Raw genomic sequence first — 14171 nt, forward strand, 5'->3', positions numbered from 1 at the left:
GGTGTCGCGGCCGACTAGCGGCGGCCGCCGACCGCGACCGAAACTGCACGACCGGACGACCGGACGACTGCACGACTGCACGACCGCACGACCGCTCACAACCCCACTTCTTCTCCGACGCCGCGCGCGCTCGACTTCTCGTAGAGATACTCGGCGGTCGCGGCGTCGAGCACCGCCGAACCGACGCTCTCGACGACCAGAATCTCGTCGGCGTCGTCGCGGCCGGCGTCGCCCTCGAAGACCGCCGAGAGCGGAATCAGGTCGGACTCGTCGATGGCGGCCCCGCGCACGTCGCCGATGTCGGCGACTTCCTCGGGCACGTCGGCGAACACCCTCGCGGCTCGCTCGAACGTCTCGGCGTCGAGCTCCCGCGTCTCGGGCGTGTAGGCTCCGACGGCGACGACGAGCGTTCCGGGGTCGAGCCACGAACCGTCGAACACCGGCGTCTCGCTGGTCGTCGCGGTGACGACGACGTTCGCGCCGGAGACGGCCGCCTCGGGCGAGTCGACGGCTTCGGCGGGGAGGCCGTCATCGCGGAGGTCGGCGGCGCACGCCTCCCGAGAGTCGCTGGGGGAGTAGACCGTGACCGACTCGACCGCGGAGCCGACGGCGATGGCGCGGCTCTGCCAGCGGGCCTGCGCGCCCGCGCCGAGGACGCCGAGGCGAATCGGGTCGGCCGCGAGGTACTCCGCGGCGAGGCCGCCGATACAGCCCGTCCGGGCGCTGGTGACCGTGGTCCCGTCGAGGAGCGCGAGCGGGAGGCCGGTCGTCGCGTCGGTGAGGACGACCTGCGCGTTCACTGTCGGGAGGCCACGGGCGGCGTTCTCCGGGTGGACGGCGGCGAGTTTCGTCGCGTACACCTCGCGGCCGTGGATGTACGCCGGCATGGTGAGGCCGGTCCCGAGCGGGCCGTCCAGCCCTGTCGGTTCCTCTGCCGAGCCTGTGGCTCCCTCGCCGCCGGTTCCGTCGCGAACTCTGTCGATGTCGATACCGACCGGAAAGTGCGGTCGCGGGGGGCGTTCGACCTCGCCGCGGCCCTGCTTGACGAACGCCTCCTCGACGACCGGAAACAGCTCCGCGAGCGAGAGTAACTCGCCGACGGCGTCGGCGGAGAGAATACGGACCATACCCTGACTACTCTCCGCGGCCGCGTGAAAACATTGCACCTCGACAGTATGTGACAGACACACTCATGTCGGTGGCGAATCAGACACGACCATGCACGTCCTTATCGTCGGTGGCGGGGTCGTCGGACTCGCCAGCGCGCACGCGCTGGCCGGCCGCGGGGCCGAGGTCACCGTCTGCGAGGCGGGGACGCTCGGCGGCGGCAGTACGGGTCGCGCGGCGGGCGGCATCCGAACGCAGTTTTCGACCCGCGTGAACGTCGAACTCTCGCTCGCGAGCGTCCCGGTCTGGGAGTCCTTCGCGGACGACTTCGGCGTCGATATCGACTACCGGCGCTCTGGCTACCTCTTTCTCGCCCGGACCGAGGAGACCGCCGCGTCGTTCCGAGAGAACGTCGCCATGCAGACCGAGGCCGGTGCGCCGAGTCGCGTCCTCTCGCCCGCGGAGGCCGCCGAGTACCTCCCGCAACTCCGGACCGAGTCGTTCGTCGCGGCGACGTTCTCGGCGGCCGACGGCGTCGCCGACCCGCACTCCGCGGTACAGGGCTACTCGGACGCGGTCCGCGCCGCCGGCGTCGACATTCGGACGAAGACGCCGGTGACCGACCTCGCTCGCGTCGGCGACGGCGGTTCCGACGACGGTTCGGCCGATGTGGCGGCCACTCCCGACACCGGGGGCTGGCGCGCCGAGACGCCGGACGGTCCCATCGATGCAGACGCCGTGGTCGTCGCGGCGGGCGCGTGGTCCGCCCGGGTCGCGGCGCTCGCCGGAATCGACCTCCCAGTCGCGCCGCGCCGCCGACAGATAGCCGTCGTGGAACCCGAAGGAGACCTCCCCGCGGACGCCCCGCTCACCATCGACCTCGACACGGGGGCGTACTTCCGACCGGAGCGGGAGGGGACCGCCGTCGTCGGCGGGCATTTCTCGGCGTCGGACCCCGACGTGGACCCCGACCGGTTCGACGAATCGATGGACGTGGAGTGGGCGGTCGAGGCAACCGAGCGGGCCGACGACGCCGCGGCCTACTTCGGCCCGGAGACGCGGATTCGCAACGGCTGGGCCGGACTGTACGCCGTGACGCCCGACCACCACGCGATTCTGGACGAGGCGGCCCCCGGCCTCGTCGTCGCCGCGGGCTTTTCGGGCCACGGCTTCCAGCACGCGCCCGCGACCGGCGAGGCCGTCGCCGACCTGTGTCTCGGCGAGGACGCCTGCGAGGTGGACGTGTCGGCGCTGTCGCTCGACCGGTTCGAGTCGGGCGAGACGCTCCGCGAGCGGAACGTGGCCTGAGAGAGTCCGACGCCGCGTTACGCGCTCATATCGACCACGGCGCGGAGTTCGCCGAGTTCGCGGACGGGGTCGGCGACATCGCGCGACGCGAGGACGCGAAAGTCGGTGTCGCCCTCGCCTTCGACGACGCGGTAGGTCAGTTCGCCGTCGTCGAACTCGTAGGGCGGCGCGGCCCGGACGAGGACGGCCTCGACGTCGTCTCTGTCGTCCGGGCGGCGCGGGGGTTTGACGATGAGCGACGCCTCGTGGCCGAGGCGAATCGCGGAGAGAGTCGCGTCTAGGTCTCGCATTCGTCTTCGCATCTCTTCGGTCGGCCGGCGTCAAGAACGTATCTGCGTTTGGCCCTGACGCGGAACGTTTTTACTCGGCACTCACAATCGGTCGCATATGGCAACCGAACCCAAACGCGGGACGCGAGCGAGCGAACCGACCACCGACGGGTTCGGCTTCTTTTTCCCGACCGCCTGAGGTCGGCGGACTCCGGCCGGGCGTCACCGCGCCCGCCGGACGAAACCGACCCCGCCGGTCAGCCCCGCCAGCGCGGCGAGGCTTCGAAACTGCTAACCGACCACCAGACGGCTAACGCCACAACGAACCAGATGCGACTTCCGGAATCACAGGTCGCGGTGTTGCACGCCGCGAGCGCCACGGACGAACGAACGATTGCACAGCTCGCGGAGGCGACGGACCAGAAGCCCGAGACGGTGACGGGCGCGGTCTTCGACCTCCGCGACGAGGGACTCGTCTCGGTCACGGAGACCACGGCGGAGTCCGTCGAACTGACAGGCGAGGGCGTCGAGTACGCCGGCGAGGGCCTCCCCGAGGTCCGTCTCTACCGCGCCGCGGTCGACGCGGGCGACGGCGACGCGGTCCCGATGGGACAGGTCATCGGCGCGTCCTCCCTCGGCGGCCCGCAGGTCGATATCGCGCTGTCGAACTTCGCGCGCAAGGGCTACGGGCACATCGACTCGGGCGAACTCACGCCCGACGCGGACGCCGACCCCGACGCCGACGAGGAGGCCGCCGCGCTCGCGGCCCTCGACGCGGGCGAGTCCGTCGACGGCGACGTGCTCGACCGGCTCGAATCGCGGAACCTCGTGGTCCGCCACGAGCGCACCATCCGCGCCGTCACCCTCACCGACGAGGGCGTCACGGCGCTGATGGAGGGCGTCGAGGCGGCCGAGACGGTCGACCGCCTCACCCCCGAGATGCTCACCTCCGGCGAGTGGGAGGACGTGGAGTTCACCGAGTACAACGTCGAGGCCGACGCGCCCGAGGCCCGCGGCGGCAAAAAGCACATCCTCCGGCAGACCGCCGACCGCGTGAAGGACGTGCTCACCGGCATGGGTTTCGCCGAGATGGAAGGCCCGCACGCCGACGCGGACTTCTGGATTAACGACTGTCTGTTCATGCCGCAGGACCACCCGGCGCGCACCCACTGGGACCGCTTCGCCCTCGACGTGCCGCCGATGGAGGACATCCCCGAGGACCTCATCGACAACGTCCGCGACGCCCACTTGGAGGGCGTCGGCGACGACGGCGACGGCTACCACTCGCCGTGGTCCGAGGACTTCGCGCGGGCCATCGCGCTCCGCGGCCACACCACGTCGCTGTCGATGCGCTATCTCTCCGGTCACGAGGTCGGCGAGTTAGAGCCGCCCCAGCGGTACTTCTCGGTCGAGAAGGTGTACCGCAACGACACGCTCGACCCGACGCACCTCTTGGAGTTCTACCAGATAGAGGGCTGGGTGATGGCCGAGGACCTCTCCGTGCGCGACCTGATGGGCACCTTCGAGGAGTTCTACTCCCACTTCGGCATCACGGACATCCAGTTCAAGCCGCACTACAACCCCTACACGGAGCCGTCGTTCGAGCTGTTCGGCCGACACCCCGAGACGGGCGAACTCATCGAAATCGGTAACTCGGGGATGTTCCGCGAGGAGGTGCTCCGCCCGCTCGGCGTCGAGTGCGACGTGATGGCGTGGGGCCTCGCGCTGGAGCGCCTCCTGATGCTCATGTACGGCTTCGACGACATCCGCGACGTCCACGGAACGCTGTGTGACCTCGACCTGCTCCGCGAGACGGAGGTGCTCAAGTAATGCCCGTAGTCGACGTTCAACCCGACGAACTGCGCCGCCTGACCGGCCACGAAGACAAGTCCGACGAGGAGTTCAAAGACGACCTGTTCGCGCTCGGACTGGAGTTCGAGGGCGTCACCGACGACGGGGCGTTCCAACTCGAGTTCGGTCCCGACCGCCTCGACCGCCTGTCGGTCGAAGGCGTCGCCCGCTCGCTTCGCTACCAGTACGGCGACGCCCGCGGCGTCTCCGTGCCGAACACGAACGACCCCGACTGGACGTTCGTCGTCGACGACGACGTGCCCGACGAGCGGCCCTACGTCACGGGCGCGGTCGTCCGCGGGGTCGACTTGGACGACGCCGCGCTCGACTCGCTCATCCAGTTGCAGGAGAAACTCCACGCGACGATGGGCCGCAAGCGCGCCAAGGGAGCCATCGGCATCCACGACCTGACGATGCTGAAAGGCGACGTGCTCTCGGAGAACGCCTCCGGCAACTCCATCACGTACACGGGCATCGAACCCGACGGCGACACCTTCGTCGCGCTCGACTCCAACGACGAACTCACGCCCGCCGAGGTGCTCGAACAGCACGCCACGGGTCGGAAGTACGCCGACCTCGTCAGCGAGTACGACCGCTACCCGGCCATCTACGACGAAATCGGCCTGTTCTCGTTCCCGCCGGTCATCAACGGCCGCCGGACCGAGGTCTCGACGGACTCCCGCGACCTGCTCGTCGAACTCACCGGCACCGACCAGTGGACCATCGACCGGATGTGCAACATCATCTGCTACGCGCTGGCCGCCCGCGGAGCGACCATCGAGGACGTCGAGGTCCAGTACGAGACGGGCACCGTCACGAAGCCCGACTTCGAAGTCGAGACGAAACGCGTCTCCCACGACCGCATCGAGACGGTCCTCGGCGTCGAGTTGGAGCTGGACGAGGTCATCGACCTGTTCGAGCGCTCCGGGCTCGACGCGAACGCCGAACTGGGTGAAGAGACCGTCTACGAGGTCTCGATTCCGCCGTACCGCGTCGACGTACTCCACCCGCTCGACCTCGTGGACGACGTGGGTCGCGCCTACGGCTTCAACGAACTCGAACCGCGCTACCCCGACGTGGGAACGGTCGGCCAGCGCCACGAGCGCTCGCGGCTCGAAGACGCCGTCCGTACCTCGCTCGTCGGCCTCGGCTTCGAGGACCTACTCAACTTCCACATGATTTCGGAGGGCGAGAACTACGAGCGCATGGACGTCGAGGTCGGCTCCGACTACCTCGGTGGCGGCGACCCCGCCTCCATCACCGAACCGTACAGTGAGGACTACACCATGCTTCGGACGTGGGTGTTGCCCTCGCTGACGATGGTGCTGGAGAACAACACCCACCGGGCGTACCCGCAGGACCTCGCGGAAATCGGCCACGTGGCCCACCGCGACGACGACGAGAACACCCGCGTCGCCGAGGCCCGCCACGTCGCGGCCGTCCTCGCCCGCCACGACGCGACCTACGAGGACGCCAAGGCCCGCCTCGCGGCGCTCTGCCGCGACTTCGACGTTGAACTGGAGACGCCCGCGACCGACCACCCGTCGTTCATCGACGGCCGCACCGCCGCGGTCGTCATCGACGGCGAGGAAGTCGGCGTCGTCGGCGAACTCCACCCGAAGGTCATCGTCGAACACGACCTCGAACTGCCGGTCGCGGCGTTCGAGTTCGACTTGTCGGCGCTGGCGTAGTCGTTCCGGGTTCGTTTTTGGTCCAGATTTTTGCGGGTCCACGAACCGAATACGGATAACCTCGGGTAATTCCACGCCTCCAGTAATTCTTTTCATGCATTTGGTCAGAACACGATAGAAACCTTTAGGACGCGAGTCGTCGCGTTTCCTGTATGAACGATAATGATGTACGCCGCGAGACGCTAGCGGTGACCCACGGCGAGCGCGGGCAGGCTCCGGCTCCGGGCGTCGAGGACGTCGTCGTTCCGGTCCACCTCTCGTCGACCTACGCGGTACCGAGCATCGACCCCGACGCGGATTTGGAGACGCTCGACCCCGACGCCGGCGAGTACCTCTACTCGCGGCTGTCGAACCCGACGCGGAACGCGCTGGAACACCGGCTCGCGGCGCTCGAAGGAGCCGACCACGCGCTGGCGTTCGTCTCCGGCACGGCCGCCATCGCGGCGACGATGACCGCGGTGGTCCGGCCGGGCGACCACATCGTCGCGTTCGAGGACCTCTACGGCGGGACGAAGACGATGCTCAACCGGCTGTTCGCCGACCGACTGAACGTAGACGTGTCGTTCGTCGACGCCACCGACCCCGAGAACGTCGCGGCCGCGATGCGCGAGGAGACGGCGCTCGTCTGGATGGAGACGCCGACGAACCCGCTTATGCACCTCTGCGACATCGAGGCCATCGCGGCTATCGCCGACGAGGGCGACGCGGTCTTCGGCGTGGACAACACCTTCCTCAGCCCGCAGTTCCAGAACCCGCTGTCGCTCGGGGCCGACGTGGTCGTCCACAGCACTACGAAATACCTCAACGGACATTCCGACTCCATCGGCGGCGCGGTCGTCACCGACCGAAAGGACGTACTGGAGGAGCTCACGTTCCTCCAGCGCGTCGGCATGGGGTCGATGCTCTCGCCGTTCGACTCCTATCTGACGCTCCGGGGCATCAAGACGCTCCCGCTACGGATGCACCAGCACGAGGCCAACGCGATGGAGATTGCCGAGTTCCTCGACTCCCACGAGGCCGTGACGCGGGTGCTGTATCCGGGGCTGGAGTCCCATCCGCAACACGACCTCGCGGCGCGCCAACAGTCGGGCTTCGGCGGCGTGCTGTCGTTCGAACTCGACACCGACCTCGACGGGACCGCCGAGTTCCTCGGCGAACTCCGGGAGTTCCCGCTGGCGGTCAGTCTCGGCGGCGTCGAGAGCCTCATCGAGCACCCGGCGACGATGACGCACTCGCCGCTGTCGCAGACCGAACGCGACACGCTCGGCATCTCGGACTCGCTGTTGCGGCTGTCGGTGGGCGTCGAGCACGTCGACGACCTGCGTTCGGACCTCGCGTCGGCGCTGTCGATTCTGTGAGGGTATCGGCGCTCGCGCGGCCGAATTCCGTCCCCTCGGGCACTTAACCGAGGCGTTTAACAGTCCGCCCGGCTGTAGGTACGCCAACGCAATGCCGAGCGGAGAATACGATCCGGAAACCGTCGAGGCGAAGTGGCAAGAGAGGTGGGTCGACGAAGACCTGTACGCGTACCCGGAGCGTGCGGTAGACCCCGACACCGTCTTCTCTATCGACTCACCGCCGCCGACGGTGTCCGGGAGCTTGCATTGGGGCCACGTCTACGGCTTCACCCTCCAGGACTTCGTCGCCCGATTCAACCGGATGCGCGGCGACGAGGTGTACTTCCCGTTCGGCTACGACGACAACGGCATCGCCTCGGAGCTCCTGACCGAGGACGAACTCGGCATCAAACACCAGGACTACGAGCGACGCGAGTTCCAGAAGCTCTGCCGCGAGGTCACCGCGGAGTACGAAGGCGAGTTCACGGAGAAGATGCAGAACCTCGGCATCTCCATCGACTGGGACCAGACGTACCAGACGATTTCGCCCGAGGTCCAGCGCGTCTCTCAGCTCTCTTTCATCGACCTCTACGAGAAGGGCCGACAGTACCGCCAGCGCGCGCCCGCCATCTGGTGTCCCGAGTGCGAGACGGCTATCTCGCAGGTCGAGACCGAAGACGACGAACAGGCCTCGCACTTCCACGACATCGAGTTCGGCGTCGAAGATTCGGACGAGTCGTTCGTCATCTCGACGACTCGTCCCGAACTCCTTCCGGCGTGTGTCGCCGTCTTCGTCCATCCCGACGACGACGACAACGCGCACCTCGTCGGGCAGGAAGCCGAGGTCCCGCTGTTCGGCCAGCGGGTGCCCATCCTCGAAGACGAGCGCGTCGACCTCGAAACGGGGACGGGCCTCGTCATGTGCTGTACCTTCGGCGACCAGACGGACATCGAGTGGTATCAGGCCCACGACCTGCCGCTCCGCGTCGCCATCGACGAGTCCGGCACGATGACCGCGGAGGCCGACGACTACGCCGGGCTCTCCGCCGACGAGGCGCGGGAGGCCATCGTCTCCGACCTCGACGACGCCGGGGCGCTCCTCGACAAGCGCGCCATCACGCACACGGTTAACGTTCACGAGCGGTGCGGCACGAGCGTCGAGTTCCTCGTCAAAGACCAGTGGTACATCAAACTGCTCGACAAGCGCGAGGAGTACCTCGAAGCCGGCGAGCAGATGGACTGGTACCCCGAGAAGATGTTCACGCGGTACAAGAACTGGATCGAGGGACTCCAGTGGGACTGGGCCATCTCGCGACAGCGCTCGTCGGGGATTCCGTTCCCCGTCTGGTACTGCGAGGACTGCGAGCACGTCGTCGTCGCCGACCGCGAGGACCTACCGGTCGACCCGCTCTCTGACGACCCGCCGGTCGAGTCCTGTCCCGAGTGCGGCCACGACGAGTTCGCCGCCGAGGACGACGTGTTCGACACGTGGGCCACCTCGTCGCTCACGCCCCTCATCAACGGCGGCTGGGACTGGAACCCCGAGACGGAGGCGATGGAACTCGACCGGCCCGAACTCTACCCGTTCGACATGCGCCCGCAAGGCCACGACATCATCTCCTTTTGGCTGTTCCACACGGTCGTTAAATGCTACGAGCACACCGGCGAGGTCCCGTTCGACAGCGTCATGATAAACGGGATGGTCCTCGACGAGAACCGTGAGAAGATGTCGAAGTCAGTCGGTAACGTCGTCTCGCCCGACGAGGTCCTCGAGAAGTTCCCGGTCGACGCCGCCCGCTACTGGGCCGCCGGGAGCGCCGTCGGCGACGACCTGCCGTACCAAGAGAAGGGTCTCGTCGCGGGCGAGAAGCTCATGCGGAAGCTCTGGAACGCCTCGAAGCTCGTCGAGAGCCTCACCGAGGACGCGCCGGATGCGTTCGACCACGACGATCTGAAGGCCATCGACCGCTGGCTTCTGGCCTCGCTCGACCGCGAACTCCAGTTCGTCACGGAGAAACTGGAGAACCGCGAGTTCTCGAAGGCCCGCGACCGCCTCCGCAGTTTCTTCTGGCACACGTTCTGCGACGACTACCTCGAAATCGCCAAACAGCGCGTCCGCGAGGGCGACGACCCCTCGGCGGCGTACACGCTCCAGACCGCCCACAAGCGGTTCCTGACCTGCTTCGCGCCCATCCTCGCGCACGTCACGGAGGAGTTGTGGCGCGACATGTACGACGAGGCGAGCGTCCACGACCAACCGTGGCCCGAACCGCTCGGCCTCGACGCCGACGTGGCGGCCGGCGAGACGGCGATGGCCGTCGTCGGCGCGCTCCGGAAGTACAAAAGCGACAACCAGCTCTCGATGAACGCCTCGGTCGACCTCGTGCAGGTGTACGGCGATATCCACGGCTTCGAGGAGGACGTGAGCGGCGTCATGCACATCGAGGAGCTCGAACTGCTCGACGAGGAGCCCGAAATCGAGTCGGTCGTCACCGGCGTCGACCTCGACTACTCGCTCGTCGGCCCCGAGTACGGCGCGCAGGTCCCGGACATCGAGGCCGCGCTCGAACGCGACGACTACGAGGTCGAAGACGGCGTGATGCACGTCGCGGGCGTCGAACTTGACCCCGAGATGTTCACCATCGAGGAGTCCCGGGAGTACGTCGGCGACGGCGACATGCTCGAAGCCGGCGACGCCATCGTCATCGTCCAGCACGGCGACTGAGTCGGTCGCCCGGTCGCCCGGGCGGTTTCGTTCGCGTTCTTTTCTCAGTACCCAGTCACCCAGCCCACGGCTCGTTAGTCGTCGCGGCTCGACACTGGTGTTTCGGTCTCGACCTCGGCCTCGGTCTCAGCTTCCGTCTCGGCCTCCGACTCGGCTTCAGCCTCGGTCTCACCGCCGCCATCGAAGGCGGCCAGCACCGCGGCCGCGTCTTCGACGTGGGGAACCGTCATCGGGTGGTTCGCGTTCGCGTCGTCGTCGCGGACCTCCGCAGGGTCAGGGACAGTGAGTTGCACGTCCGGACTCGTGTCCACGCCGGTCTCGAACCGTACCGTCTCCGTGCCGAACAGGCGGTCGACGGCGTCGGTGGACACGGTGACGTCGGTGACCGCGCCGCGTTCGAGGCGGGCTTGGGGCTCACCCAACAGCGCGTCGTGGGAGACGAGTACGTCACCGTAGCTCCGGAACTCGACGGGACCGGTGGCGAGATAGCGGGAGACTCCTCGGAGGGTACCGAGCGCGGCGGCGAGGGCGAGCGGCGCGAGCGCGAGCGTCCACGCGCCGAAGAAGACGAGCGCGGCGGCGACGCCGTAGCACCAGAGCACGCCGCTCGTGACCGTGTACCGGAGGCTTTGGTAGGCCGCATCGGTGAGAGCGACCGCGCGGGCGGGCGTGGTTCGATAGGTCGGCGCTCCCGTCGGTTCCTCGACCGGAACCGGTTCTATCTCGGTCTCCTCGCTCCCGTAGAGGCGGTAGAAGACGCCCCGCTTTTCGTCGGCGCGTTCGAGCTGGAGCGCGCGGCAGTCGTAGAGGAGTTTCAGGCCGACGAGGACCACGAGGAACACGTCGTTTTCGAGTTCGACGGCGAACGGCCCGAAGACGAACATCAGCAGTCCGACGGCGAACAGGAGCTTGAACGGGGGAAGCAACACCGACCGCGCGGAGTGGTCGCGGTAGCCGCCCGCCGCGAAGTAGCCGGTGAGCGTTTCGACGCCCCGCCCGACGAACACGCCCACGCCGCCCAGAAGGATTTGCCCGGCGACCTCGTCGGTGACGACCGGGTCGGTCAGGCCGAAGGCGACGAAGGCGACGGCGAGTTCGAGTGGGACGAGCAAGAACGCCGCGATGAGGAACGTCGGAACGTTCCGCGGGTAGCACTCCGGGAGGGGGCCGGGGAGCGAAACTGACCCTCGCTTGGCCTGCAACGGGCCGAACAGCCGGTCCCCGTCGCCGATGGCGTTGTTGGGGCGCTTCGCCGCGAAGGGTATCTTCACGAGCGTCCAGCACAGCACGGCGGCGATTTCGGCGACGAACACGCCGAAGAGCACGGTCGGGGACCACCCGAGGAACAGGACGCCGACCGGCGCGACCACGTTCGAGGCGAGGACCGCGAGCACGCCGGAGTCACGTGTGGAGGGAGGGCGCACGTCTCGTCAAGCGACTGGACGGAAAATCAGTTTTCGGTTCGACACCGATACGCGGGCGGTCGGTTATCGCGGTGAGCGGTCGTCGCGGGCGACGCTACAGGTCCGACCCGACGGCGTCGGCCACGTCGTCGAAGCCGTCGCGGTCGAGGAGGTCGAGGAGGCCGCGGTTGATGTCGCGGGCGATGGACGGGCCCTCGTAAATCATGCCCGTGTAGAGTTGGACCATCTCGGCTCCGGCGCGAATCTTCCGGTAGGCGCTTTCGGCGTCCGAGACGCCGCCCACGCCCACGACGGGTACGTCGGTCCGCTCGGCGATGAAGCGAATCACGTTCGTGGCCTCGGCCTCGATGGGCTTCCCGGAGAGGCCGCCGCGTTCTGCCCGGTTTGGGTTCCGCAGGGTGTCGGGCCGCGAGGTGGTCGTGTTGCTGGCGATGACGCCGTCCAGCCCGAGGTCGTCGACGACTTCGAGCGCGTCCTCCACGGCGGGGTCCGGGAGGTCCGGCGAGAGTTTCACGAGGAGCGGGTCGGCACCGGCGTCGACGAGCGTCCCGAGAATCGCTTCGAGGGAGTCGCGGTTCTGCAGGTCGCGGAACCCCTCGCTGTTGGGACACGAGACGTTGACGACGAAGTAGTCCGCGCCGTCGGCGACGCGCTCGTAGGTGTAGCGGTAGTCCTCGGGGGCCTCCTCGGTGGGCGTCACCTCCGAGAGCGCGAGGTTGACGCCGACCGGGATGTCTGGATGGGGTCCGGCGGCGAGGCGCTCTCCGACCGCGTCCGCGCCCTCGTTGTTGAGGCCCATGCGGTTGATGAGCGCCTCGTCTTCCGGGAGGCGGAACATCCGCGGGCGCGGGTTTCCGGGCTGGGGCTCCGCGGTGACGCCGCCGACCTCGACGTGTCCGAAGCCGAGCGCCGAGAGGACCGTGGGTATCTCGGCGTTTTTATCGAAGCCCGCCGCGACGCCGACCGGGTTCGGGAAGTCGAGGCCGAACGCGCGCGTGGCGAGTCGGGAGTCGTCGACGCGGTAGCGCCGTTCCAAGAGCGGTTCGGCGGGGGTGCCGCGAGCGGTCGCGAGCAGTCCGTGGATGGTCCGGTGGGCGGTCTCCGGTGGGAACGAAAAGAGGAGCGGTTTGGCGAGTCGGTAGGGGTTCATTGCTGTCTGTCGGGCCTCTCGCTGGCGGCGGCTTGGTTCGAGACGATACGGATCACGCGCTCAGAAGTCGTGTTCGACCTGGTCTGGGTCCGCTTTCTGGATGATGATTTTGCCGTCCCGCACGCGGACGAACACCTCGTCGCCGATCTCCATCCCGGCGACCGCGAGTTCGTCTTCGTGGAGGTTGACGTGGACGTTGTGGTACTCGCCGTTCTCGTCTTTGGCGCCACTCGGACTGAGCTTCTTTTTCCGGACCATCTGGGGGTCTATCCGTTGGTTCGCCGCAGGGGATACATAAGTGTTGTCTCCGTCTGCCCGTGGAGTGGTGATTTTCGCCGCAACCGGACCATCTCGCAGCGAAAATTGTCGCTACTTCGGTGAGGGTTGGCCCCCCGGCAAAGCGGTCGAGTTTATAAGCAACACGGCGTCGTCGGTCGAAATCCGGCGATATATTTATCATGTGCCATGTGGTTGATTGCCATAGAGGTGGAAAATCATGGTACGCGAGGACGGTAAGCGAAACTTCGTGCTCCGAGAGGAGGACGGTACAGAGACGAGTGTGTTTTCCGGCAGTATGCCGAGACAAGCGGCGCTCAAGGCGGCCCGACGACTCGACCCCGCCGGGTCCGAGGACGAGGCGAAGTCGGACGCAGTCGAGATTCGACTCCGCGAGAAGGGGACCGACAAGGTCCACATCTTCGACGCGTGGGCGTGGAACAGCAGTGCCCCCGAGGACAAGCCCGGCTGGATGGAGGGAAAAATCACCAAGGGGAACGTCTCAAAGAGGGGTATCGAGCACCTCGACGAGTAGCGCGACCGGCGCCATGCGCCATTATTCTCGGCGTGCGTACGCACGCGTAGCACCATTCGGGTCGTAGAGCAGGTGCAGTCGATACGCCTTTCAAACAGCGCCGCCAGCGTCTGCTTGCGCGACCGACACCCGGTCAGACCGAACGTACGACGCGCGGGATGACTGACCGGCCTCCAGTCGCGCGATACCTGTTTCTTCGAGAGTCATCGTTCTCGCCGACAGTCTGTCATCATCTTATGAGTAATCCCGCCATGAAACCGCATGACGAAGCGCCATCGGTTCGACGACCTTTTATGTAACCGTGCCATTCGGACTAATGCGAAGAAGCGCACGGGGGTACTCCCCCCGACGGCTTCCACCGAACGCCCCGACCCCAAGGTCGTCAGGCGCTCGCCGGGATGATACACCTTCCCGGGGGTCGCCACGATACGACGGCCTTAAGTGGTCCAAGGCATTTCGGATGAATGCGAACGACACACCGCGATTGCAGGGCGATTC

11 protein-coding genes are annotated in these 14171 nt (G+C 67.3%); 6 read left to right on the plus strand and 5 right to left on the minus strand.

Annotated features, from left to right (window positions below; all coding sequences use genetic code 11):
• Window positions 1-95: 95 nt before the first annotated feature.
• Window positions 96-1127, minus strand: coding sequence for an ornithine cyclodeaminase family protein (locus ACFQI8_RS13750; protein ID WP_390245697.1), 1032 nt, complete (start codon window positions 1125-1127; stop codon window positions 96-98).
• 91 nt (window positions 1128-1218) lie between these two features.
• Between ACFQI8_RS13750 and ACFQI8_RS13755 the strand changes: the two genes are divergently transcribed.
• Complete coding sequence (locus ACFQI8_RS13755) at window positions 1219-2415, plus strand: NAD(P)/FAD-dependent oxidoreductase (RefSeq protein WP_390245699.1); 1197 nt, start codon at window positions 1219-1221, stop codon at window positions 2413-2415.
• Between the two features lie 17 nt (window positions 2416-2432).
• On the opposite strand, the gene ACFQI8_RS13760 is transcribed toward ACFQI8_RS13755, so the two are convergent.
• Window positions 2433-2705, minus strand: a complete 273-nt coding sequence (locus tag ACFQI8_RS13760) for a hypothetical protein (protein ID WP_390245701.1) — start codon at window positions 2703-2705, stop codon at window positions 2433-2435.
• Between the two features lie 309 nt (window positions 2706-3014).
• On the opposite strand from ACFQI8_RS13760, the gene pheS reads away from it, so the two are divergent.
• From pheS to ACFQI8_RS13780, 4 genes are all read left to right on the plus strand, one after another.
• Window positions 3015-4514, plus strand: a complete 1500-nt coding sequence (gene pheS, locus ACFQI8_RS13765; protein WP_390245703.1) for a phenylalanine--tRNA ligase subunit alpha — start codon at window positions 3015-3017, stop codon at window positions 4512-4514.
• Window positions 4514-6226: a phenylalanine--tRNA ligase subunit beta gene (gene pheT, locus ACFQI8_RS13770; protein WP_390245705.1), complete on the plus strand. Its 1713-nt coding sequence runs from the start codon at window positions 4514-4516 to the stop codon at window positions 6224-6226. The genes pheS and pheT overlap by 1 nt, the downstream gene beginning before the upstream one ends.
• Before the next feature lie 152 nt (window positions 6227-6378).
• A complete protein-coding gene (locus ACFQI8_RS13775; protein WP_390245707.1) occupies window positions 6379-7584 on the plus strand; it encodes a trans-sulfuration enzyme family protein in 1206 nt (401 codons plus the stop codon).
• A 91-nt stretch (window positions 7585-7675) separates the two neighbouring features.
• Window positions 7676-10288 (plus strand): valine--tRNA ligase, encoded by a 2613-nt coding sequence (locus ACFQI8_RS13780; RefSeq protein ID WP_390245708.1) that lies wholly within the window; start codon window positions 7676-7678, stop codon window positions 10286-10288.
• Between the two features lie 74 nt (window positions 10289-10362).
• Here ACFQI8_RS13780 and ACFQI8_RS13785 read toward each other — a convergent pair whose 3' ends face one another.
• The 3 genes from ACFQI8_RS13785 to ACFQI8_RS13795 form a co-directional block, all read right to left on the minus strand.
• Window positions 10363-11712 carry a DUF6498-containing protein gene (locus tag ACFQI8_RS13785; protein ID WP_390245710.1) on the minus strand — a complete coding sequence of 450 codons (1350 nt, stop codon included), beginning with the start codon at window positions 11710-11712 and terminating at the stop codon, window positions 10363-10365.
• A 94-nt stretch (window positions 11713-11806) separates the two neighbouring features.
• Entirely contained in the window at window positions 11807-12862 is a 1056-nt protein-coding gene (locus ACFQI8_RS13790) for a quinone-dependent dihydroorotate dehydrogenase (protein ID WP_390245712.1), read from the minus strand.
• Window positions 12863-12922: 60 nt separating this feature from the next.
• Complete coding sequence (locus ACFQI8_RS13795; RefSeq protein WP_004044784.1) at window positions 12923-13120, minus strand: hypothetical protein; 198 nt, start codon at window positions 13118-13120, stop codon at window positions 12923-12925.
• Window positions 13121-13358: 238 nt separating this feature from the next.
• Between ACFQI8_RS13795 and ACFQI8_RS13800 the strand changes: the two genes are divergently transcribed.
• Window positions 13359-13673 (plus strand): non-histone chromosomal MC1 family protein, encoded by a 315-nt coding sequence (locus tag ACFQI8_RS13800; RefSeq protein WP_004968662.1) that lies wholly within the window; start codon window positions 13359-13361, stop codon window positions 13671-13673.
• The last annotated feature ends 498 nt before the right edge of the window (window positions 13674-14171 follow it).

This window comes from Haloferax chudinovii, from assembly GCF_042663345.1.
GTDB classification, from domain to species: domain Archaea; phylum Halobacteriota; class Halobacteria; order Halobacteriales; family Haloferacaceae; genus Haloferax; species Haloferax chudinovii.

Coding starts and splice junctions, on each gene's coding strand:
- ACFQI8_RS13750 (WP_390245697.1), bottom strand. CDS start 1,127: ATGGTCCGTATTCTCTCCGCCGACGCCGTCGGCGAGTTACTCTCGCTC.
- pheS (WP_390245703.1), top strand. CDS start 3,015: ATGCGACTTCCGGAATCACAGGTCGCGGTGTTGCACGCCGCGAGCGCC.
- ACFQI8_RS13800 (WP_004968662.1), top strand. CDS start 13,359: ATGGTACGCGAGGACGGTAAGCGAAACTTCGTGCTCCGAGAGGAGGAC.
- ACFQI8_RS13760 (WP_390245701.1), bottom strand. CDS start 2,705: ATGCGAGACCTAGACGCGACTCTCTCCGCGATTCGCCTCGGCCACGAG.
- ACFQI8_RS13780 (WP_390245708.1), top strand. CDS start 7,676: ATGCCGAGCGGAGAATACGATCCGGAAACCGTCGAGGCGAAGTGGCAA.
- ACFQI8_RS13755 (WP_390245699.1), top strand. CDS start 1,219: ATGCACGTCCTTATCGTCGGTGGCGGGGTCGTCGGACTCGCCAGCGCG.
- ACFQI8_RS13795 (WP_004044784.1), bottom strand. CDS start 13,120: ATGGTCCGGAAAAAGAAGCTCAGTCCGAGTGGCGCCAAAGACGAGAAC.
- ACFQI8_RS13790 (WP_390245712.1), bottom strand. CDS start 12,862: ATGAACCCCTACCGACTCGCCAAACCGCTCCTCTTTTCGTTCCCACCG.
- pheT (WP_390245705.1), top strand. CDS start 4,514: ATGCCCGTAGTCGACGTTCAACCCGACGAACTGCGCCGCCTGACCGGC.
- ACFQI8_RS13775 (WP_390245707.1), top strand. CDS start 6,379: ATGAACGATAATGATGTACGCCGCGAGACGCTAGCGGTGACCCACGGC.